This window comes from Brotomerdimonas butyrica, from assembly GCF_025567305.1.
Classification (GTDB): domain Bacteria; phylum Bacillota; class Clostridia; order Peptostreptococcales; family Anaerovoracaceae; genus Lentihominibacter; species Lentihominibacter butyricus.
In genome coordinates, this window is record NZ_JAOQJP010000005.1 from 16,886 (window position 1) to 36,485 (window position 19,600).

Genomic DNA, 19,600 nt, shown 5'->3' on the forward strand with positions numbered 1-19,600 from the left:
TACATATGGCAGGGAAACACACACTGTGCGGGCAGCAGATGTGGCGCGGACGCGCAGTGTGAATATACGATGGAGAATAATATGGAAGATAAGAATAAAAAGCCGGCTCATGCTGCGAAACCGGCAGCATTTCCAGGCAGGGGCCGTGTGGCAATAGTAAAGTGCGGCACATACGACGGGCAGGAAGTGCAGATCGCAGTGCAGCGCGCAGTGGAGCTTCTCGGAGGTCTTGAGCGCGTACTTTCCGCAGGCGAGAAACCGCTTGTACACGACAGCCGGATCATCCTGAAGCCGAATCTGCTGGCGAAGACAGAGCCTGAAAAAGCCTGTACGACACACCCCGCGGTTTTCAAAGCGGTCGGTGCGCTTTTGCAGGAAAACGGATACAAAAATCTGAGATATGGGGATTCCCCGGGAAATCCGATGATCAGCGTAGAAAGAGTCGCACAGGAATGCGGGATCAAAGCAGCTGCTGACAGCCTCGGCATACCGCTCGGCGAGTTTGAAAGCGGCACGCAGGTCGCTTTCCCGCAGGGCAGAGCGGCAGACAGCTTCGTACTCTGCGATGAAGTGATAAAGGCGGACGGGATCATAAACATCTGCAAGATGAAGACGCACCAGCTCGAGCGAATAACAGGCGCCGTGAAAAATACGTTCGGATGCGTTTACGGCATCAACAAGGGGGCGTCGCATGCGAAGTTCGCGACGGCGGAGGTCTTCGCGAAAATGCTTGCGGATCTCAACGCTCTCGTGCGGCCGAAACTTCACATAATGGACGGCATCATGGCGATGGAGGGCAACGGACCGCAGTCCGGAACGCCGACGCCGATGGGACTCATACTCGCATCGACTGACCCGGTCGCACTCGACGCGGTATTCTGTCATCTCGTCGATCTGAAGCCTGAACTGGTGCCGACCAATGTCAGCGGCATGGAGCAGGGGATCGGCACGTGGACGGATCTTGAGATCATCGATGAAAGCGGCACGCTTACCGTTCAGGAGGCTTTTGAAAAATACGGCAGCAGTACTTTCAATGTGCAGCGAGGCGCAGAGTACCGCGGGATGCTGAGACCGGTAAGGTTCCTGGCGCCACTGCTGGAGAAGAAGCCGATCGTCAGAAAAAATATATGTATCGGATGCGGTATATGCGTGAATGCATGCCCGGTCGAAGGCAAGGCGATACACGTAGAGCCTGTCGAGCAGTCAGGCCCGGACTGTGGCGCGCGGAGTGCCGCAGGCAAACAGCGCAGAGGTGTGGCGGTCTACGACTACAGCAAGTGCATCAAGTGCTACTGCTGTCAGGAGATGTGTCCGGAGCAGGCCATCACGGTAAAGAAATCGCTGCTGGCGAGGATCGCAGACAGGAACTGGCGTATCTGAGGACCGGACTTTTCGTTATGCATGCAGGCGTTTCGGGCGATGGGCGCCGCAGCCGACCAGTGCACTTATGCAGGGCAGGAAAGGCGCCGGCTCAGGCGCCAGATCATGCAATCAGGCACGCGGTACACATGGCGCAGAAGATGGCGGATTCGGGTCACACGCAGCATCAGGTAACATTCGGACAGAAAACAGCATATTATACACAGGTCATGGAAACAGTTTTCGCAGACAGTATCCATGGTCTGTGTTTTTTCATGCGCCGGAAACGCCGGCCGCCGTCGTGTGCTGCGCGCTGTGTGCATCGAACGGCATTTCCGGCATACCATCACTGCCTGCCGGCAGAAACGCCGGCGGAACAGACACTGATGTTTTGAAGGAGAGGTAGGAGTATGATTTATCTTGATAATGGTGCGACATCGTATCCGAAGCCGCCTGAGGTCATAGAAGCGGTGACGGAAGTAATGTCGGATTACTGTGCCAATCCCGGCAGAGCGGGTCATTTTATGGCGGCGAGGACCGCACAGGAGATATACAGGAGCAGGCTTTTCCTGGCAAGGCTTTTCAATACAGGTTCGCCCGGACGGATCGTATTCACCGGCAGCTGCACGGAATCGCTGAACCTGGCGCTTAAAGGACTGCTGAACCCGGGCGATCACGTGGTGACCACATCGATGGAACACAACTCAGTGATGCGGCCGCTGCACAGCCTGGAGAAAAAAGGCGTCGAGGTCAGCATCGTGCGCGGTGACAGACAGGGGCGCATATCACCGGCCGCGATAAGACAGGCGATACGGCCCGATACGAAACTCATCGTCGTGACGGCAGCTTCGAACGTGACCGGGACAAAGGCGCCGCTCGAAGAGATCGGCCGCATCGCGCTGAGGAACGGCATCATTTTCATGGTCGATGCAGCCCAGGGCGCGGGGCATATGCAGATAGATGCAAAGGCGCAGCATATCGACATCCTGGCAGCCCCGGGACACAAGGGACTGCTCGGCCCACAGGGGACGGGACTGCTTTACATAAGAGAAGGGGTTAAACTGAGGCCGTTCAAGGAAGGAGGCACAGGCACGAGGTCAAAAGAGCTCGATCAGCCGTCCGACATGCCGGAGGGCTTTGAAGCCGGAACGCTGAACAGCCCGGGGATCATTGCGCTTGGCGCGGCGGCGAGAGTCATCACACGCATAGGCATAGATGTGATAGAAGAGCACGAGCGCAGACTTTGCGAAAAACTGGAACGAGGCTTGAGAAATATAGACGGCGTTACGCTGTACGGCCCTGAGGACACCCGTGAAAAGACTGCGGTGACTGCACTGAACATCGACGGACTGGACTGTGAAGACGCTGCCGAGATCCTGAGCAGCAGATACGGCATCGCGGTGAGGGCCGGGTTTCACTGCAGCGGCACGGCGCACGAAACGATCGGTACGGCAGACAGAGGGTGCGTGCGTATCACTCCGGGGATATACACCTCGGAAAAAGAGATCGCAGAGACTGTTGAGGCGATAGGAGAAATCGCAAAACAGTCACAACAGATGCGGCATTCATGATACATTCGTGATATAATGAAGCATCAGGAGGTATCGTTATGTCTGATGAAAAAGGATTGTATGAAGGCCGCAAAGGCCAGAGACGGCTCAAGTTGATAGAAAAGAATATACAGAGAACGAACGAGGAATTCAATCACAACTGTGAAGAAAGTCCGGAGATGATCTACCTTGACAGGCAGATCAAATGGGAGGGCATGGCCAGGCTGATATTCACGCTGGCGCAGAGAGATGTGAATTTCCGCTGGAACGGGCTCAGAGACTACGGGTACATAAGACTGTGCTGCAAGTGGATAGACGGCAACGGACTGACAACAGTCACGGCAGATGCGGCAGATGCTATGATGAGAGACATACTGCCGGCAGATATGTGTTCGGCGCTCGACGATGAACTGGCGGCGCTGGAGATCCTGTAACAGACAGGACAGAGTATCGGGAGGAAGAAATGAAATTCAATTTAACTGTAGATAAAAGAGCCGAAGCAGTGATAGACGGCAGGCTTTGCGTGAACTGCGGAAAGTGCGGGCAGGTCTGTCCTGCGGAGGCTGTAGATGAATACCGCCGTACGGTTTACTGCATGTTCCCGGACTGCAGGGATGAAAACGTCGCAGACGGAGGAGCGGGCGGAGCCGGGCGCGGTGCAGAGGATTTCTGTACGTTCGGCTATGCGCGTATCAGAGCGATGGAAAGCGGATGCACGGCATCATGTCCTCTGGGGATAGTGCCGCAGACAGTCGCTGCGCTGGTGCAGCGAGGAGATATTGACGGTGCGTACAGCTATATAGCTGAGAAAAATCCGCTTCTGCGGGTCTGTGCGGAGATCTGCGAAGAGGTCTGCAGCGGAAGCTGTATGCGCGGCAGAGTGATCGATGAGCCGCTGAATATCAGGGCGCTCGAGAGGTATGTGGCCGGCAGGGCCGGAAAAGCGAAGCGCAGGTACAGCAGGCGTTTCGATGAAAAAGTGGCAGTGGCAGGAAGCGGGCCGGCAGGGCTTGCCGCAGCGTCAAGGCTGGCGCAGGCTGGCTACGGCGTGACGATCTTTGAAAGAGACAGCAGAGCGGGCGGCTCGCTCCGCTGGGCCGTGCCGGATCTCAGGGCAGACCGGGCGCAGCTGGAGGAAGATATATCGGAGCTGATCGAGGCCGGGATAGAGATAAGGTATCACTGCAATGTGGGTGGTACAGAAGCAGGCTATCCGCTCGGCGAGATCATGCGTGAAGGTTTCAGTGCATGCGTGATCGCGACGGGTGCGTCAGAGGGTCTGATACCGGCGATCCCGGGTGCGGATGCAGGGATGGTATTCGATGGAGCGACATTCATGCACGGCATAAATGGAGAAGACGGCGGGCTCGTGCCGGGAGACAGTGTGATCGTAGAGGGCGGCAGTGAGCTGGCAGCTGATATCTGCAGGCTGCTCAGGAGAATGGGCAGAAATGTACTCTGCATTTTTGCAGCAGACCAGAGTGAACTGGAGATGTCCGCTGAGAGCCTTGATGCGATGCTCGATGAAGGCGTAGAGTTCAGAGACAAGACAGAGATCAGCCGGATAATGGCCGAGGACGGAAACGTGGAAGCTGTCGAAGCCATCAGGACGGGGTATGCTCCCGATGAAAGCGGCAGGTTTATGCTTTTAGGCATAAAAGGCAGCGAGGCCGTAATAACCTGCGACACGGTAGTGTTTGCAGACGATCAGCGCTGCGCGGCAGGAGATGTCTGCGGTGCTGAGACATATCCGGACGGACGTGTAAAGACAGATGCAGATTTTCGCACGAGCAGGCCGATGGTCTTTGCGTGCGGCGATGCTGCCGGGATGGGGCGTTCTCTCCCCGAAGCTATGGCGTCCGGTATTGCGGCGGCAGATGCAGTCGGCAGAGCACTGCACGGCACGTATATACCGGGAATAAAAGGCGGACTGTTCAATGCTCCGGATATCTCCGCGATATACAGTGAAAACGTACAGAAGATACACAGACAGACAGAGCAGGTGATAAGAGAACAGGGCGCAGAGGGTACCGGAAACAGCCTTTTCACAGAGGATGTTCTGGCGCTCGTTCGTGAGGCAGGCATAAAGGAGCAGATGCCGGCGTTTCTGCCGTATGATGATGAGGGAAGAACGAAACAGAAAGTCGCTGTCGTAGGCGGCGGTCTGTCGGGGATAACGGCGGCGATCGATCTCGCAGAGTCCGGGTACATGCCGACGATATTTGAAAAAGAGCCGGCGCTGGGCGGCAGCCTCAGATGGCTGGCTTCGGAAAAGCGTGTGGACAAGGCTCTGCTGGTCAGCGAACTGGAAAAGATAGAGAGGTCGGGCATATCGGTGATATGCAATGTGCAGGCAGGTGCGACGCCTGATATAAAGGCGCTGTTTGCTGCGGGCTACGAGTCGGTGCTGTTCGCGATAGGCGAGACACGCGGAAGGAAGCCCGATCTGGAAAATGCAGGCTGCAGGGGCGTGTTTGAAGCGGTTTCTCTTATGGGAAAACTCGTCGGACATGAAAAGGTGTGCGGTCTGGGACGTCAGGTGGTAGTGACCGGCGGAGACGAGCTTGCTTTTGATACGGCGAGGATGCTGAAAGCGGCTGGAGCTCAGGTGATCGTGCTGTCTCCTTGCAGCAGGGGAATGCTCAAAGCCGGAGCGGCGACTGTGGCTGCTGCGCTTGACGAGGGCATCGATCTGGTGACGGGTACTGAAGTGATCGCGGTGAAAGCGACCGACGGGCATCTGATCGGTGTAGTCTGCAGAGTGCCTGAAAGAAAAGTCGATATAGAGATATCGTGCGATACTCTCGTTTTCGGCGAGACAGGAGTGCCTGACACTCGTGCGATAAGGGCAAGAAACAGCAGTCTGGATATAGATGAAAACGGATATATACAGGTGAATGAAAAGCTGATAACCAGCATGTACGGGGTGTTTGCATCGGGCGGTCTCGATATGAGCCCGCAGGATGCAGGCCATGCCGGAGCAGAGGCAGTAAAGTGTTTCCTGGAGTCGCGTGAGTTCCCGAATGTTCCGGGGGCTCCGGATCCCGGTGCGGAAAAGGCAGAGCTGACCGGCGCGGCTGTAAAGCATGAGATGATCGAGGGCAGCAGGGATGCGCTCAAGGGTTTCGTGTCAGGCAGCTGTGTACTGGAGCCGTATCGTGCTGCAGCCGAGGCGTCGAGATGTCTTGGCTGCGGTTACCGTGTCGTGGAGCCTGAGAGATGCATGGGATGCGGAGTGTGTGTGACAGTATGTCCTTCCGGCGCGGTGACGATGAGGTCGATCGAGCCTGGGATGATACCTGCAGATGAACTGCGACCGGAGAACGGCATCCCGTACGAAGAACAGGAAGACTTTGCAAGTCCGTCAGCCCCGGAAGACCCGCAGGTGCAGCCTTTGCATGAGGATGCACAGAGCACAGAGACCAGCAGAGAGATGCGGACTCCGGAACGCTGTGGAGAAACCAGCCGGGAGGCAGCAGAGGCTGAGGAGCTTGTGCCGGAGACTGTTGGACCGATCCCGGAAGCCAGCGGCGAGGCAGGTGCTGGAGAGATTGCGGAAGGTGAAGAAAAGGAGGCAGACATATGATAATTGCAGAGCGTGATGTGATAATCGTCGGTGCAGGGCCGGCGGGGTCGATATGTGCAGCGTATCTTGCGAAAGCAGGTGTCGATGTGCTGCTTCTTGAAAAAGATATCTTCCCGAGAGACAAGGCGTGCGGTGATATGGAGTGCGAAGGCATCGTGTCGCATATGGGCGCGCTGGGCGCGGTGGAGGAACTGGATGCGCTGAGCACGTGCATCAGGAACCTTAAGCTCATCAGCAACCGCGGCAACGAGACACTGATCCCGTTCGAGTGCTACTGCGCACCGCGATACGAGCTTGACAGGATACTTTCCGAAACAGCTGTGAAGCATGGCGCAGAACTCAGGCAGAGCTGCACGGTGACAGGGCTCATCACGGAAAACGGTACGGTCACGGGCGTCAGAGCGAAATATAAGGGCGAAGATGTCACGCTGAAAAGCCGCATCGTGATGATCGCAGACGGCGCTTTTTCGAGCCTCGGAAAATCTCTGGGGATCGCGCATGAAAAGCCGTACAGCATGTGGATCGGGGAAAGAGCGTATTTCAAAAACGTCAATCTGGACAGGTCCCTTGCGAAGGATCAGTACAATGCTTACGGCGTGTTCGGGTTCTCTGAGCTGACAGGTCCGGGATATTTCTGGGTGATGCCGGTCGGCAGGGATGGCGTCAGAGATGGCATCTGCAATGTCGGGGTAATGGTCAATGATCTCGACGCATACAGGCAGGCCGATCTGCAGGAACGCTTTTACAAGTGGAGCGGCAGTATCCCGAAGATCGGGGAGATGTTCGAAAGGGCAGTCCGAATAAGTCCGTGGGAAGGCGGCAGGATGAACGATATCAGTCAGGGCGTGCAGAAAGCCGGCGACGGTTACATGGTGATAGGCGATGCGGCGGCACTGACGATGCCGCTCGTGCATGACGGCCTTTCAGCGGCGGCTGATTCTGCAAAGGCTGCAGCTCTCGCGGCGCTCGGGGCATTCATGGCCGGGGACGTATCGGGAGAGAATCTGATGAATGAATATATGCGCGCATATAAGATGAAGAGTGAAAGGGTCACCACGGAGCAGCTCAAGCTCAAGCGTCTGCTGATGGAATCGATGCACGATCCGTCGGTGATGGACAAGACGATCGAGCTGCTGGAGACGGATCCGATATACAGGAAGTCGCATCTGAAGCGGTAAGGCACGGTACGATCGTTGCAGCGCGGGGTGGCAGTGTGGCTCGATGGTGTGATGGTGCGGCAGCGGCCGCGGCTGCCGACAGTTGACGTGTGCAGCCCGCGGGAATACCGGATGCCGGCGCTTTACATAGAAACGACAAAAAATGAGACCTATTTATGGTAGGCCTCATTTTTTATGATCTTAAAACTTCTGTATATCTGCTCGAGAAGGATGACTCGCATCATCTGATGCGGGAATGTCATCGCGGAAAATGAAAGTTTGAAGTCTGCCCGTCTGCTGACTTCGTCCGACAGTCCCAGCGAACCGCCGATGACGAACACGATGCTGCTTTTGCCGCGCACCGTCATGTCCTCGATATGCTGCGCCAGCTGTGGAGAGGAAAGTGGTCTGCCTTTTATCTCCAGCGTGACGACATGGTCAGCAGGCTTGATTTTACTGAGGATATCGCGCCCTTCGGCGATCTTTACGGCCGCCTCGTCAGCCTTCGACGGATTGGCCCGCAGCAGGCTTTCCTTTACTTCTACGATCTGGAAACGGCAGTATTTCCCGAGCCGCTTCGAATATTCCCTGATGGCGTCCTGCCAGTATTTTTCCTTGAGTTTTCCGACTGCAAGAACTGTTATGTTCATCGTTACACCTCATATATATAGCTGAGCGCATCGCGCATCGCGATGCCCAGCTTGAGCTCGTTGCCCGGGATGATGTTTTTTTCCATAAGCGTGTTGCGCACTGTCAGCAGTGCGACCGCAGGGTCGTTGTTTTCATGGCTGAGATGCCCCAGCAGCACCTGTCTCGGTTTCGGATCGGCAGCTGCCAGCCTGCACAGGCATTCGCCGGCAGATATATTTGAAAGATGCCCGGTGTCGCCGAGTATGCGCTGTTTCAGATTATACGGGTACCGGCCGACGAGCAGGATCTCTTTTTCGTGGTTCGCTTCGAGCAGCAGCAGATCGGCACACGTGATCTCCTCGAATATCTCATTCGTGATGTGTCCGACATCCGTGACGATGCTGATCTGGCGGTTTTCATAATATATGGAAAAGCCGACCGGATCCGCCGCGTCGTGAGGGATCGCGAACGGCCGTATCATGAACCCTTCTATGTAAAAATCCTCGCCTGTATTGAAAATGCGCTGCTGCGACGGGGCGACAGGTTTTTTGATCCCTCCCCACGTGCCTTCGTTGGCGTAAACGGAAAGATTCGGTATCTTTTTGCTGAGCACGGACACGCTTTTCACGTGATCGATATGCTCGTGCGTGATGAGCAGCCCTTTGACCTGATCGAGTGACGTCTGCGTGCTCTCCAGACCTTCGAGTATTTTTTTTCCGGATATCCCCGCATCTATGAGTAAAGCTGTAGTTTCGTTTTTTACAAGATAACTGTTGCCGCTGCTTCCGCTGGCAAAAGAACAAAATTTGAGTGACATATATTCCCGGTCTCCTTTACTGTATTAAGATACCGCAAAGCGGCGCGAAAGTCAATTTGTACTATATGCTGTTGAACAATGTCAAGTAAAAACTCCGAAGCAGCTTAGTCACCAGGCTGACCGGCAACTTGACACTGTCCGCCGGATATCACGGGAGCACGGATTTGGCAAGTGCAGCGTGGTTTGGTATAATGACTGCGATAGTATAGTGACATTTGAAAGGAGCATTAGTATGGAGCAGGAAAAACTGAGCTGCATGTTTTGCCACAGGAAGGCATGCGAAACGGGAAAGCCGGAAGAATATCCGGGATTTTGTCTTACGACGAATGCGCCGGGGAAGCTGCTGGCGGAAACTCTGGAAATATACAGGACATCGGGGATCGACCGGGATATAGCGATAGCGGCGGCAGAAATAGAAGGCGAATTTTACGGCAGAGCCTGTCGTGCAGAAGAAATAATCCGCTTTGCGAAAAAAATAGGAGCGAAGAAGATAGGTATAGCATCATGCGTGGGACTTCTCAGCGAAGCGCAGACTTTCTGCAAAATACTCGAGGTGAACGGGCTGCAGTATTTCGGTGCGGCGTGCAAGATGGGGGCTGTAGACAAGACTGAAATAGGGCTGTGTGAGGAACAGAAGATACATGAAGGCGAGTACGAACCGATCTGCAATCCGATACTGCAGGCGAAGATGCTCAATGAAGAGGGTACGGATCTGAATGTGGTGGTCGGCCTGTGCGTCGGTCACGACAGCCTGTTTTACAAGTATTCGGAAGCCCCTGTAACGACATTCATAACCAAAGACCGCGTGATGGGTCACAATCCGGCCGCCGCAGTGTATCAGGCGAACACGTATTACAAACGACTTGTCAGCGAGAAGCTGGAAGACTGAAATTGGAACTAAGTTAAAGCTATTATGTGTAGATATGCATTTGTGGACTCGCTTTTATAGAGGATATTCTAGAGAATACCTATAATACTAGTTGATTTAGAATACCGGCTTAGCATTGATTTAAGTTAGTATGTTTTTAATAGACATATACTAACTTTATTTGTAAAAATACCAGCTATATAGTAGTAGAGATACTATGCACAAGTGTAGTTTATTATTTCTAAAAATTGCATAACTGTAATTAATATATTATAATAAATTAAACTGGTAGAGTTTATATAATTATACATTTAGCATAACTAAAAGAGTATTGTTTGTCATGAAAAAAATATTCAAATTTAAAAAATCTATATATTCAAAAGAGGCATTACTAAAAGCTGCATATGAATTCGTTCAATGCTTTTATGTTCATTTGGATGAAGATGAGGAAAGTTTTATAGTTACTGTTGAATCGAAACATCCGGATAATATAGTGACAGCTGATGAATTTAAAAATCAATTATTGATACAAGAAACGCGTAAATTAGTGGCTGAAAAAACTGGAAATTTGCGCGAAATAATATATGCTCGAGCTATGGCTTCTACAATTATTGCAGAACCACTTCCTGAAAAAGGAAGCAATGAGTATTGCGAGAAGGATATTTTAATTGATTGGTTTGAAAAATATGAGTAATAGATTAGCATTAAATAAAAACATATATGAATTGTCGTATATTATGAAAACAATTTCAGCATTTTCAAGCATATGTCGTGTGTCTGTGCAAGAAAATGATTCTGACTTTGTTTGTTCATTTTTTTGTGAATCAGAATATCTGGAACAAATACATAAAGAATTTGAAAATTATCTCATTGGATTGAGTGGAAAATATGGCTTCTAGGATAATTATTGAGGCATGCATAATAACAATATGTATTATATGTGGGTACTCAGACCTAAAATCAGGAATAATAGAAAACAAAGTATTATGGAAATTAGGATTAGTAGTTATATTAGTGAACCAATTAAGAAACTGTTTTTTTGTAGATGTTTTTAATTTAAGAAATTACTATTTTAACTGCATCATAGCTTGTATTATTGCTCTTATATTATATGCGTTGAAAATATGGGCGGGGGGAGATTGCAAATTATATATTGTTTTTGTATTTTCATTACCGTATGAATTTGTTGATTTTGAATTTTTAAGTGGATTTATATTAATACTGATCTTGCTTATAGCTATAAGTATAGGTTTTATTAGTATAGTTATAGCATCTATTTATGAGAGCGTTAAGAAAAAAGAATTCCCTAACTTACGAGATGTATTGAGTAATACAAAGAAACGATTTTATAGGTATTTAAATTATTTTTTTATACTGATATTACTTCAAAATATGATTCTATTCATACCAATAAGTCCAGTTTATAGGCAGTATATTTTTGTAATCAGTGCTCTAATTATATTGATAATAATCAATATAAAGTATTCACCGAATGTAAAAATGCTGATGTGTATAATAATGGCAGATTTGATATTAGGTATCATAAATGAAAATTCTTTAATAAGTTTACGCAGCGTTTTAGTTTGTTGTATTGTAATATTTGTTGCTTTGATACAAAATTATGTTAACTTCTATAGTTATAAAAGTGTTTCTATCGATGAAATCATGCCACTTATGATTTTATCAACTGAAACATCTATTATGCTTAAGGAATTATTTAAGGCTGATTTTATTTCTATATCTAAGGAAAGTTTAGGAGATAGATTAAATCAAACCCAAGTAAATAGAATAAAAGAAATTCCAGAAATATATGAAAGGATTTCTGAAATTGTTATTGTTAGAAAAATACCATTGGGATTTTTCATCTGTGTTGTAGTTGCATTTTGCATTATAGGAATAGAACTTCTATGGTTATTAAAATAAAAAATTGTAATGAACGAAATTATATAGCTTCATTTTATAAAACAGAAAAAGATGCTTTAATTCAAACAAATAATAAAAATAAAGTCTATTTAAGAAATAACGAATTGTATTTTTTACCACAGCATTCTTCTATTTCACTTAGTACAAATGAAGTGGAAGCGCTTTCTACGATAGGGAATCAAAGTGTCTTACAATTTTTTGGAGAAAATGTGATAGTTTGTTTTGATAGTTCTTCGAAAGATAATGCTTTGTTCATTACAAATAAATGTAATTCTAGTTGTATTATGTGTCCTACATCAAATCATGTTCGAAAAACATCAAAAGTAGAGAATATTAATGATTTATTAGAAATATGTAATCTGATCCCCAATTATGACCACCATATTACAATAACAGGAGGAGAGCCTTTCCTTATAAGAAAAGATATTTTTAAACTATTTGAATATCTTAAAGAAAACTTATATAATGTAGACTATTTGTTATTAACGAATGGTAGAAGCTTTGCTATTGAGGATTATTATAAAGCACTAGTTCGTACAGCACCTCCTAAATTATTGATAGGAATTCCAATTCATGGATATGATGCGCGTACGCATGACTATATAACACGAACACCGGGAAGCTTCACACAGACGTTTAATGGTATAAAAAACATATTATCAGAAGGTTGTGTAGTTGAATTAAGAATTGTTGTGAGCAAATTGAATATTGATTTTATTGATCAGATTGCAAGGCTTATTATAAAAGAATTTTCTGCTGTAGATAGTGTGAAATTTATAGGTTTGGAAATGCTTGGTGAAGCGCGGATTCATATAGATGATGTTTGGATTGATTATAAAGATTCTTTTATGTCTATAGAGTCAGCAGTGCAGATGATCGTCCATAATAATATTGATGTAGCTATTTATAACTACCCTTTGTGTTGCGTACCTTCTAAATATTGGGGCTTGTGCAAAAAAAGTATTACCGAAAATAAAATAAAGTATTTATCAGAATGTGAAAAATGTGAGAAAAAAGACGCTTGTGGAGGAATGTTTGCAGGGACATATAAATTGATGGAGGGAGTTATAAAAGCGATACAATGATAGGGCATTTTTATTTTAAACAAATAGATGATAGGATTCTTGTTACAAATGAACTTGGGAAATATGTATTTCTATCATTAAATGAGTTCAATGATTTAATTAATGATAAAATTGAATCAAACAGTAATATATATGCAACGTTGAAAGAAAATATGTTTTTATATGACAGTTCTACAGAAAAATATATCGAAGACATATCGTATCAGTTACGTGAAAGTAAAAGTTATTTGTTTTCGGCACCATCCTTACATATTTTTGTTGTAACGAATTACTGCAATGCAAAATGTATCTATTGTCAGGCTCAAAGCAGTCATTTAAAGTATCGAAAAGTTATGTCGAAAAAGGTTGCTACAAAGGCGGTGGAATTAGCATTGCAAACTCCACAAAAGACTGTAAGCTTTGAATTTCAAGGCGGAGAGCCGTTAAGCAACTTTGAAATTATAAAGTATATAGTTGAATATTCTCAGAAGATAAAAAGAGATAAAACTATTTATTATAGCATTGTTACCAATTTAACATTTCTTACTGATGACATGTTACATTTTTTTAGAAAGTATAATATGTCCATTTCGACATCATTAGATGGGTTTGAAGCGATTCATAATTATAATCGCCCGTTGTTATCAAGCGGTAATTCATTTAAAGTAGTCAGTGAGTCATTAATTAAGATAAGGAAAACTGGAATCAATTGTGGAGCTATTCAAACGACAACACGAGCAGGGCTGAATTACCCAGAAGAATTAATTGATGAATACTTACGTCAAGGTATAAATAATATTTTTATTCGCCCCTTGACGCCACTAGGAATTGCAGCTGAGAAATGGTCAGAGATAGGATATTTCGCAGAGGAATTCGTGGAATTTTACGAAAAATGTTTGAACTATATAATTGCAAAAAATAAAGCAGGGGTTAAAATCAAGGAAGGACATGCATCTATTTTCCTTTCAAAAATTTTACATGGATATGGCATTAATTATATGGAACTTAGATCTCCTTGTGGTGCTGGAATTGGACAGATAGCATATTATTACGATGGTGATATTTATACGTGTGACGAAGGTAGAATGCGAGGAGAGGCAGGGGATACAACTTTTTTACTGGGAAATGTCTTTAACAATACGTATAACGATTTAATGGAGTCGAATGTATGCAAAGTAGTTTGTAAATATAGCATTTTGGAAAGTCTTCCCAAATGTTGTGATTGCGTTTATTCTCCGTACTGCGGAGTGTGTCCTGTTATTAATTATGCACTTGAAAATGATATTATTTCACAAAAACCGCAAAACTATAAATGTAAATTATATGCAGGTATGTTAGATACTATTTTCAATTTGTTAAAAGATGAAGAAAATAAACGAATTATGGAGGAATGGGTATGAGGTTTCAAGAGAAGCTAGTTTCCAATAAAAAAGCAAAAAAAATAATAATGGTCGCCTTGCTTGGAATTCTTTGTTTAGTAGGCATCTCGTTATTTATAAAATATGATTTTGCTGAAAATGGCGGGCTTTATTTGGAGAGTTGGAAAAATGGCTCTATAAAAACCGAAAGTGGTATCTATTATGGCAATCCATTGAAATTAGTAGAGAATAATCATGAAGGGGAATTTGTTTTTGATTGTGGGGACTCGTATAAAGGAAATTGGAATAAAAAAACAATAGCAGGGGAAGGCGTATATATTTATGAGGGCATTGGTTCATATTCGGGCGAGTTTAAGAACGGCCTTCGCAATGGTTATGGGAAATTCGAATGGGATAATGGAGTTGTTTATAAAGGGCACTGGAAAAATGACAAAATGTCAGATAAAGGAACCCTTATAATAGAAAATGAATATGGCAAATATGAGTTCTCTATGCAAAATGGGCAACTTTCTAAAAGTGTAAAAATTAAATTTAATAATGATATTAGTTATAAGGGAAGTTTTTCCGATGATAGCTTATCTGGAGAATGTGAAATAGAGTATAGCAATGGGGACTGTTATAAAGGAACGATTGTAAATGGACAAAAGGATGGTAAAGGGGAATATACTTGGTATAATGGAGACATCTATAAAGGAAGTTGGAAAGCAGATAAAATGAATGGTGAGGGTGTTTATTACTATAAACAAGGTGGACAATTGCAAGGAACATATCAAGATAATTTTCCTCATGGAGAATGTACCTATACAAATGATTCTAAGGAAAAGTATATTACAGTATGGAGTGATGGAAAATGTGTAGAAGTAAAAGGAGTTGAATAAATGGATATTAAATTCCCAGAAATTAAAAAATCAATTACAGATTTAATTGCGGATGAAGAAGGGAGTATTCCTAGAACGCGTCTGGTGACTATTGGTTCAACAATCATGTTACTAGGTATGTTATTAAGTGCAGACGCTTATGCAGCGCATCGCTCGCATACGTCTCACACATCACATTCCTCAACCTCTTATCATAGGTCACATGTTTCTCATACTTCGGCACGTGATAATTCTGTTCATTCTTCACATGCATCGCATGAATCGCATGCGAATGTCCACTCATCACAGCCGGTACATACTAATAACAATACAGGTGCGACTCATCTTAATAATGCAGGTGGTAGCATTCCAGGGACAACTGAGATTCCGGTTCCGCAAATACCTGAAAATAATGATTTTTATAGTGAAATATCAGAAGTGGGTTCTGGGACTGTATCAAACTTAGATTTAGGGAAAACAAAAGCCCCTAAATTAGGTGAAAAGTAAATTGATATTTTACTATGAGTAAGGAATGATTAAGTGAGAGAAAGGGATCGGTGAAATGAGGAACGACAGGATCTTAAGGATATATACCGACGGCGGCTGCGCCGGCAACCAGAGCGACGAGAACCTCGGAGGCTGGGGTGCGATAATGGAGTTCGGCGGCGCACAGAAGGAGCTTTACGGCAGTGAGCGCAACACGACCAACAACAGGATGGAGATGACTGCGCTGCTGGAGGCGTTCAAAGCCATAAAAAAGGACGGGCAGATGATCCAGGTATTTTCGGACAGCAGCTATCTGATGGACTGTTTCCGCAAGGGCTGGTACAAAAGCTGGCAGAAAAACGGATGGAAGACGGCGGCGAAGAAGCCGGTGGAAAATCAGGATCTGTGGAAGCAGCTGATACCGTTCACGGAAAAGCACCGCATATCGTTTTACCGTGTAAAAGGGCATGTCAGCATGAACAGCAAGTCGGCAGATCTCGACAAGCTTTATGCAAAGTTCAGGGAGTGGAACGGCGCAGAGTTTTCATACGAGGACTTCATGTATGTGACAGAAAAAAACAACAGGGCCGATGAGCTTGCGAACATCGGTATCGATGAGATAAGACCGTAGGCGCAGGATCAGCAGCCGGCGCGTCATGCCGTATCGATGTGAAGCAGATCACCGGTGCGGCATAGATCGCAATTTTCCTTTGTTATAAAAAAACTGCAGATGTGTAGTATATATAACGGAGGATTTTTTTATGAAAAGATTTATGGGATTTTGCAAAAACGGCGGTGTGCGTCATGCAATGTGCACGGGAGCGGTAATAGCACTTTGCTTTTCGGTGCTTTGCGTGTCGGGCGAGAAAGCGTATTCGTGGAGCTTTCAGGAAAGCTGCACTTCATCTGACATTGCCGCTGGCGCGAGTTGTGAGCAGATCATATCGGCAGCAGCCGACAGCACACAGATCGTCGTTTCTCCGGATCCGCTGCCGGACGACGACCTGCAGATAGTGCTTTCCATGGGTGAGCTTCCCGAGAGTATATGTATCAGCTGGAAAGGCGAGGCTGACGGTCCCGGCTATATAAAGATCGCATGCAGCAGGAAAGGGCTGAAGACAGTGAAAGCTGTCAAAGCGTCATCGGAAAAAACACTGAAAGGCAGCTATTATCGTTACCGGGTCCGGTTTGACGGACTGGAGCCCGGTGAAAAATATCATTATGTGATCGGCAGCTTTGAGGGCGGTGACGGCAGTCAGAGCGGCAGCAGCGGCGGGCAGGGGCACTGGGTGAAAGCCGGCAGGGTAAGAAGCTTCAGGATGCCGAAGGTTTCGGAACCGACGCAGTTCCTTTATCTTGGCGATGTGCAGTTTGATGTGTCACCGGAGGAATACGAGCAGTGGGGCGAAATGACAGCATGGATCTTCAATGAAAATCCGGGACTGCAGTTCGCGGTGCTTGGAGGCGATATGGTGAATATCCCGGGCGAATATGAGCAGTGGAACGGATTTCTGAGAAACTGCAGTGTTTTCAGCAGGTTTCCGCTCATGACGGTGTCGGGCAATCATGAAGGCGTCAGTTCAAACAGGACATACAAGAAGATGTTTGCGGTTCCGGATAACGGGCCGCTCTCGGGGCACGCCGCCGGCTCCGGGGACGGCAGCGCTTATATCGATTCCAGCCGGTCTGACAGCGAGCGCAGTGCCCCTGCTCAGAATAATGCCGCTTTGGATGTGCGCAGCGCGGCTGTTTCTGTGAAGTCCGATCAGCAGCTCGCGGAGGAGGTGCGCGGCGACTTTTATTATTTCGATCAGGGGAGCTGCAGATTCATCATGACTGACAGCTCTTTTTTGACTGACGAGCGGAAAGAACGCCTGGGAACACGCAGCTGGCAGCTTTGCGAGAAAAAAATAGAGGACTGGATCGCACGGACTCTGGAAGAAAGTCCGAAACCATGGAACATAGTGGTCACACATCATCCGCCGTACGGCATGCACGATCGGGACACTGTTTCGCCTCAGCTGCGAGAGATGTGGGTGCCGGTGATGGAGGCGCACGGGGCGGACCTCGTGCTATGCGGGCATCAGCATATGTACATGCGCACGGAGGCGATCGGCGGGATCGTTTATGTGATGGGCAATTCCGGAAATATGAAAAGTGCGGTTTACGAAAAGATGGACACGCTGCCTGATTACTGTATGGTGCTGAGCGGTAACGGGCCGAATTATCAGATCATAGACGCGGGACGCAGAAAGCTGCAGCTGACTTCTTACGATGCGGACGGGCTTATCATCGACCGGTTCACGATCAGGAAAAGCCTTTGGGAGGTGATCGCGGGGATATTCCGGTGAAGGCGGAGCGTGTCAGTCTCAGCGATAAGGCATACGACAGATCATACAGTGCATAAAGTTCATAAGACACATGATATGACAGCACTTCACAAACGAGTGAATTTTTGGTATATTAATAAGACATGTTAAACACAGGATCTAAAAGAATTTATTAGGAGAAAGGAGCTTATGATGCTGTCCGTACGGGGCATCATACGGAAAACAAATGAAAAAAGAATCAAATGCGGCGGCACTGCTGCCGATAGTCGTGTTTTTGATATTCTACCTGGGGAGCGGTATATATTTTGAGTATATCCATCCGGTAGAAGGCGGAATGGGATTTTACATAATGTCGGCGGTAGTCGCATTCATGTTCGGCCTGGTGGTGGCTTTCATACAGAACAGGGATCTTGATTTTGATGAAAAAATAAAAATCTGTGCGACCAGCATAGGTGATGAGAACATCACAACGATGCTGTTCATCTTCCTGATGGCAGGTGCGTTCAGCGGCGTCGCACAGGGAGCAGGCGGTGCGACGAGTGCTGCAAATCTGCTGCTTTCGATCATCCCGGCGGATTTTGCGATCGTCGGACTGTTCGTGATCGCATGTATAGTCTCGATGGCGATGGGCACGTCGTGCGGAACGATTTCAGTTATCGTACCGGTGGCGATGAATGTTGCTCTGGGTGCCGACCTCAATCTCCCGCTTTGCGTGGGAGCAGTGATCGGCGGCTCGATGTTCGGCGACAATCTTTCCTTCATCTCGGATACTACGATCGCAGCTACAAAGACGCAGGGCTGCAAGATGAAGGACAAGTTCAGGGAAAATTTCCCGATAGCGTTTCCTGCGGCTATCATTACTATCATCATACTGATCGTTATTTCTATAAAGAACGGCGGTGCGGATGTCGGTCAGTTTGACTATAACATCTGGCAGGCTCTTCCGTATTTCGGCATACTGGTGATCGCACTCTGCGGCATTAACGTATTCATCGTTCTGGGAGCCGGTATCGTGTCGTACTTCATAGTAGGTATCGCTACAGGCGCCGCAACTGTTGCAGAGACATTCTCGTCGATGGGCGGCGGAGTTTCAGGAATGTATGAGACGATGATCGTCACCATACTCGTTGCTTCGATGAGCGGGCTTATCAAAGAAAACGGCGGATTCGAGTCGATCCTGCAGTTCATAAAACGCAATTTCAAGGGCAGCAGAGGCGGACAGGCAGGCGTTGCGCTGCTGACTTCGCTGATGGACGTGGCGACTGCGAACAATACAGTGGCGATCGTTGCTGCAGGCCCTATCGCAAAGGATATCAGCAAGGAATTCGATATCACACCGCAGAGAACGGCTTCGATCATGGATATCTTCAGCTGCGTATGGCAGGGGATCATCCCTTACGGAGCACAGCTGCTGATCGCATCAGGGCTTGCGGGGATCTCATCGCTGAGTATAATCCCGTTCCTGTTCTATCAGTTCCTGCTTTTCATAAGTGCGATACTGTTCATTATTTTCAAGAAATAGGCTGATACAAAATGATAAAAAGAAAGGCTGCTGCCCTGACCGGTCGAATGTGACCATCAGGGCGCAGCCTTT

General features: G+C 47.3%; 18 protein-coding genes. 16 read left to right on the plus strand and 2 right to left on the minus strand.

The annotated features are described in order from the left end of the window. Positions 1 to 81 precede the first annotated feature (81 nt). The 5 genes from OCV59_RS04625 to OCV59_RS04645 all read left to right on the plus strand — a co-directional run bounded on the left by OCV59_RS04625 (position 82) and on the right by OCV59_RS04645 (position 7,673). Positions 82 to 1,380, plus strand: coding sequence for a DUF362 domain-containing protein (locus OCV59_RS04625; RefSeq protein WP_147593330.1), 1,299 nt, complete (start codon positions 82 to 84; stop codon positions 1,378 to 1,380). 389 nt (positions 1,381 to 1,769) lie between these two features. After that, positions 1,770 to 2,930 (plus strand): aminotransferase class V-fold PLP-dependent enzyme, encoded by a 1,161-nt coding sequence (locus OCV59_RS04630; protein WP_147593331.1) that lies wholly within the window; start codon positions 1,770 to 1,772, stop codon positions 2,928 to 2,930. 38 nt (positions 2,931 to 2,968) lie between these two features. Next, positions 2,969 to 3,343, plus strand: coding sequence for a hypothetical protein (locus tag OCV59_RS04635; protein ID WP_147593332.1), 375 nt, complete (start codon positions 2,969 to 2,971; stop codon positions 3,341 to 3,343). Between the two features lie 29 nt (positions 3,344 to 3,372). After that, positions 3,373 to 6,495, plus strand: coding sequence for an FAD-dependent oxidoreductase (locus tag OCV59_RS04640; RefSeq protein WP_147593333.1), 3,123 nt, complete (start codon positions 3,373 to 3,375; stop codon positions 6,493 to 6,495). Further along, positions 6,492 to 7,673, plus strand: coding sequence for an NAD(P)/FAD-dependent oxidoreductase (locus OCV59_RS04645; RefSeq protein WP_147593334.1), 1,182 nt, complete (start codon positions 6,492 to 6,494; stop codon positions 7,671 to 7,673). Before OCV59_RS04640 ends, OCV59_RS04645 begins: the two co-directional genes overlap by 4 nt. Before the next feature lie 149 nt (positions 7,674 to 7,822). Here OCV59_RS04645 and rlmH read toward each other — a convergent pair whose 3' ends face one another. Next, on the minus strand, positions 7,823 to 8,302 hold the full coding sequence (gene rlmH / locus OCV59_RS04650) for a 23S rRNA (pseudouridine(1915)-N(3))-methyltransferase RlmH (protein WP_147593335.1): 480 nt from the start codon (positions 8,300 to 8,302) through the stop codon (positions 7,823 to 7,825). 2 nt (positions 8,303 to 8,304) lie between these two features. Beyond that, entirely contained in the window at positions 8,305 to 9,099 is a 795-nt protein-coding gene (locus tag OCV59_RS04655; RefSeq protein WP_147593336.1) for an MBL fold metallo-hydrolase, read from the minus strand. A 226-nt stretch (positions 9,100 to 9,325) separates the two neighbouring features. Here OCV59_RS04655 and OCV59_RS04660 point away from each other — a divergent pair, with 226 nt between their 5' ends. From OCV59_RS04660 to OCV59_RS04705, 11 genes are all read left to right on the plus strand, one after another. Further along, positions 9,326 to 9,988 (plus strand): DUF1847 domain-containing protein, encoded by a 663-nt coding sequence (locus OCV59_RS04660; protein ID WP_394802995.1) that lies wholly within the window; start codon positions 9,326 to 9,328, stop codon positions 9,986 to 9,988. 319 nt (positions 9,989 to 10,307) lie between these two features. After that, the gene (gene hxsD / locus OCV59_RS04665) at positions 10,308 to 10,661 is read left to right on the plus strand and encodes a His-Xaa-Ser system protein HxsD (RefSeq protein ID WP_147593338.1); all 354 of its coding nucleotides are present in this window, start codon (positions 10,308 to 10,310) and stop codon (positions 10,659 to 10,661) included. Beyond that, positions 10,654 to 10,866, plus strand: coding sequence for an HxsD-like protein (locus OCV59_RS12025; RefSeq protein WP_394802996.1), 213 nt, complete (start codon positions 10,654 to 10,656; stop codon positions 10,864 to 10,866). The genes hxsD and OCV59_RS12025 overlap by 8 nt, the downstream gene beginning before the upstream one ends. Continuing rightward, positions 10,856 to 11,890 carry a prepilin peptidase gene (locus OCV59_RS04670; protein ID WP_147593339.1) on the plus strand — a complete coding sequence of 345 codons (1,035 nt, stop codon included), beginning with the start codon at positions 10,856 to 10,858 and terminating at the stop codon, positions 11,888 to 11,890. Before OCV59_RS12025 ends, OCV59_RS04670 begins: the two co-directional genes overlap by 11 nt. Next, complete coding sequence (gene hxsC, locus OCV59_RS04675) at positions 11,875 to 12,975, plus strand: His-Xaa-Ser system radical SAM maturase HxsC (RefSeq protein WP_147593340.1); 1,101 nt, start codon at positions 11,875 to 11,877, stop codon at positions 12,973 to 12,975. The genes OCV59_RS04670 and hxsC overlap by 16 nt, the downstream gene beginning before the upstream one ends. Beyond that, on the plus strand, positions 12,972 to 14,354 hold the full coding sequence (hxsB, locus tag OCV59_RS04680) for a His-Xaa-Ser system radical SAM maturase HxsB (RefSeq protein ID WP_147593341.1): 1,383 nt from the start codon (positions 12,972 to 12,974) through the stop codon (positions 14,352 to 14,354). The genes hxsC and hxsB overlap by 4 nt, the downstream gene beginning before the upstream one ends. Next, positions 14,351 to 15,211, plus strand: a complete 861-nt coding sequence (locus OCV59_RS04685) for an MORN repeat-containing protein (protein ID WP_262584117.1) — start codon at positions 14,351 to 14,353, stop codon at positions 15,209 to 15,211. Before hxsB ends, OCV59_RS04685 begins: the two co-directional genes overlap by 4 nt. Further along, complete coding sequence (gene hxsA3, locus OCV59_RS04690; RefSeq protein WP_147593343.1) at positions 15,212 to 15,697, plus strand: His-Xaa-Ser repeat protein HxsA3; 486 nt, start codon at positions 15,212 to 15,214, stop codon at positions 15,695 to 15,697. It begins immediately after the preceding gene. A gap of 55 nt (positions 15,698 to 15,752) precedes the next feature. After that, complete coding sequence (locus OCV59_RS04695; protein WP_147593344.1) at positions 15,753 to 16,307, plus strand: ribonuclease H family protein; 555 nt, start codon at positions 15,753 to 15,755, stop codon at positions 16,305 to 16,307. A 130-nt stretch (positions 16,308 to 16,437) separates the two neighbouring features. Then, a complete protein-coding gene (locus OCV59_RS04700; RefSeq protein ID WP_147593345.1) occupies positions 16,438 to 18,027 on the plus strand; it encodes a purple acid phosphatase family protein in 1,590 nt (529 codons plus the stop codon). A 205-nt stretch (positions 18,028 to 18,232) separates the two neighbouring features. Further along, positions 18,233 to 19,528 (plus strand): Na+/H+ antiporter NhaC family protein, encoded by a 1,296-nt coding sequence (locus OCV59_RS04705; protein ID WP_147593346.1) that lies wholly within the window; start codon positions 18,233 to 18,235, stop codon positions 19,526 to 19,528. Positions 19,529 to 19,600: the final 72 nt, after the last annotated feature.

What these genes read in the sequence shown, in the direction of transcription:
- hxsC (WP_147593340.1), top strand. Translation starts at nt 11,875, where the DNA reads ATGGTTATTAAAATAAAAAATTGTAATGAACGAAATTATATAGCTTCA.
- OCV59_RS04670 (WP_147593339.1), top strand. Translation starts at nt 10,856, where the DNA reads ATGGCTTCTAGGATAATTATTGAGGCATGCATAATAACAATATGTATT.
- hxsD (WP_147593338.1), top strand. Translation starts at nt 10,308, where the DNA reads ATGAAAAAAATATTCAAATTTAAAAAATCTATATATTCAAAAGAGGCA.
- OCV59_RS04640 (WP_147593333.1), top strand. Translation starts at nt 3,373, where the DNA reads ATGAAATTCAATTTAACTGTAGATAAAAGAGCCGAAGCAGTGATAGAC.
- OCV59_RS04635 (WP_147593332.1), top strand. Translation starts at nt 2,969, where the DNA reads ATGTCTGATGAAAAAGGATTGTATGAAGGCCGCAAAGGCCAGAGACGG.
- OCV59_RS04700 (WP_147593345.1), top strand. Translation starts at nt 16,438, where the DNA reads ATGAAAAGATTTATGGGATTTTGCAAAAACGGCGGTGTGCGTCATGCA.
- rlmH (WP_147593335.1), bottom strand. Translation starts at nt 8,302, where the DNA reads ATGAACATAACAGTTCTTGCAGTCGGAAAACTCAAGGAAAAATACTGG.
- OCV59_RS12025 (WP_394802996.1), top strand. Translation starts at nt 10,654, where the DNA reads ATGAGTAATAGATTAGCATTAAATAAAAACATATATGAATTGTCGTAT.
- OCV59_RS04630 (WP_147593331.1), top strand. Translation starts at nt 1,770, where the DNA reads ATGATTTATCTTGATAATGGTGCGACATCGTATCCGAAGCCGCCTGAG.
- hxsB (WP_147593341.1), top strand. Translation starts at nt 12,972, where the DNA reads ATGATAGGGCATTTTTATTTTAAACAAATAGATGATAGGATTCTTGTT.
- OCV59_RS04625 (WP_147593330.1), top strand. Translation starts at nt 82, where the DNA reads ATGGAAGATAAGAATAAAAAGCCGGCTCATGCTGCGAAACCGGCAGCA.
- hxsA3 (WP_147593343.1), top strand. Translation starts at nt 15,212, where the DNA reads ATGGATATTAAATTCCCAGAAATTAAAAAATCAATTACAGATTTAATT.
- OCV59_RS04685 (WP_262584117.1), top strand. Translation starts at nt 14,351, where the DNA reads ATGAGGTTTCAAGAGAAGCTAGTTTCCAATAAAAAAGCAAAAAAAATA.
- OCV59_RS04705 (WP_147593346.1), top strand. Translation starts at nt 18,233, where the DNA reads ATGAAAAAAGAATCAAATGCGGCGGCACTGCTGCCGATAGTCGTGTTT.
- OCV59_RS04695 (WP_147593344.1), top strand. Translation starts at nt 15,753, where the DNA reads ATGAGGAACGACAGGATCTTAAGGATATATACCGACGGCGGCTGCGCC.
- OCV59_RS04645 (WP_147593334.1), top strand. Translation starts at nt 6,492, where the DNA reads ATGATAATTGCAGAGCGTGATGTGATAATCGTCGGTGCAGGGCCGGCG.
- OCV59_RS04655 (WP_147593336.1), bottom strand. Translation starts at nt 9,099, where the DNA reads ATGTCACTCAAATTTTGTTCTTTTGCCAGCGGAAGCAGCGGCAACAGT.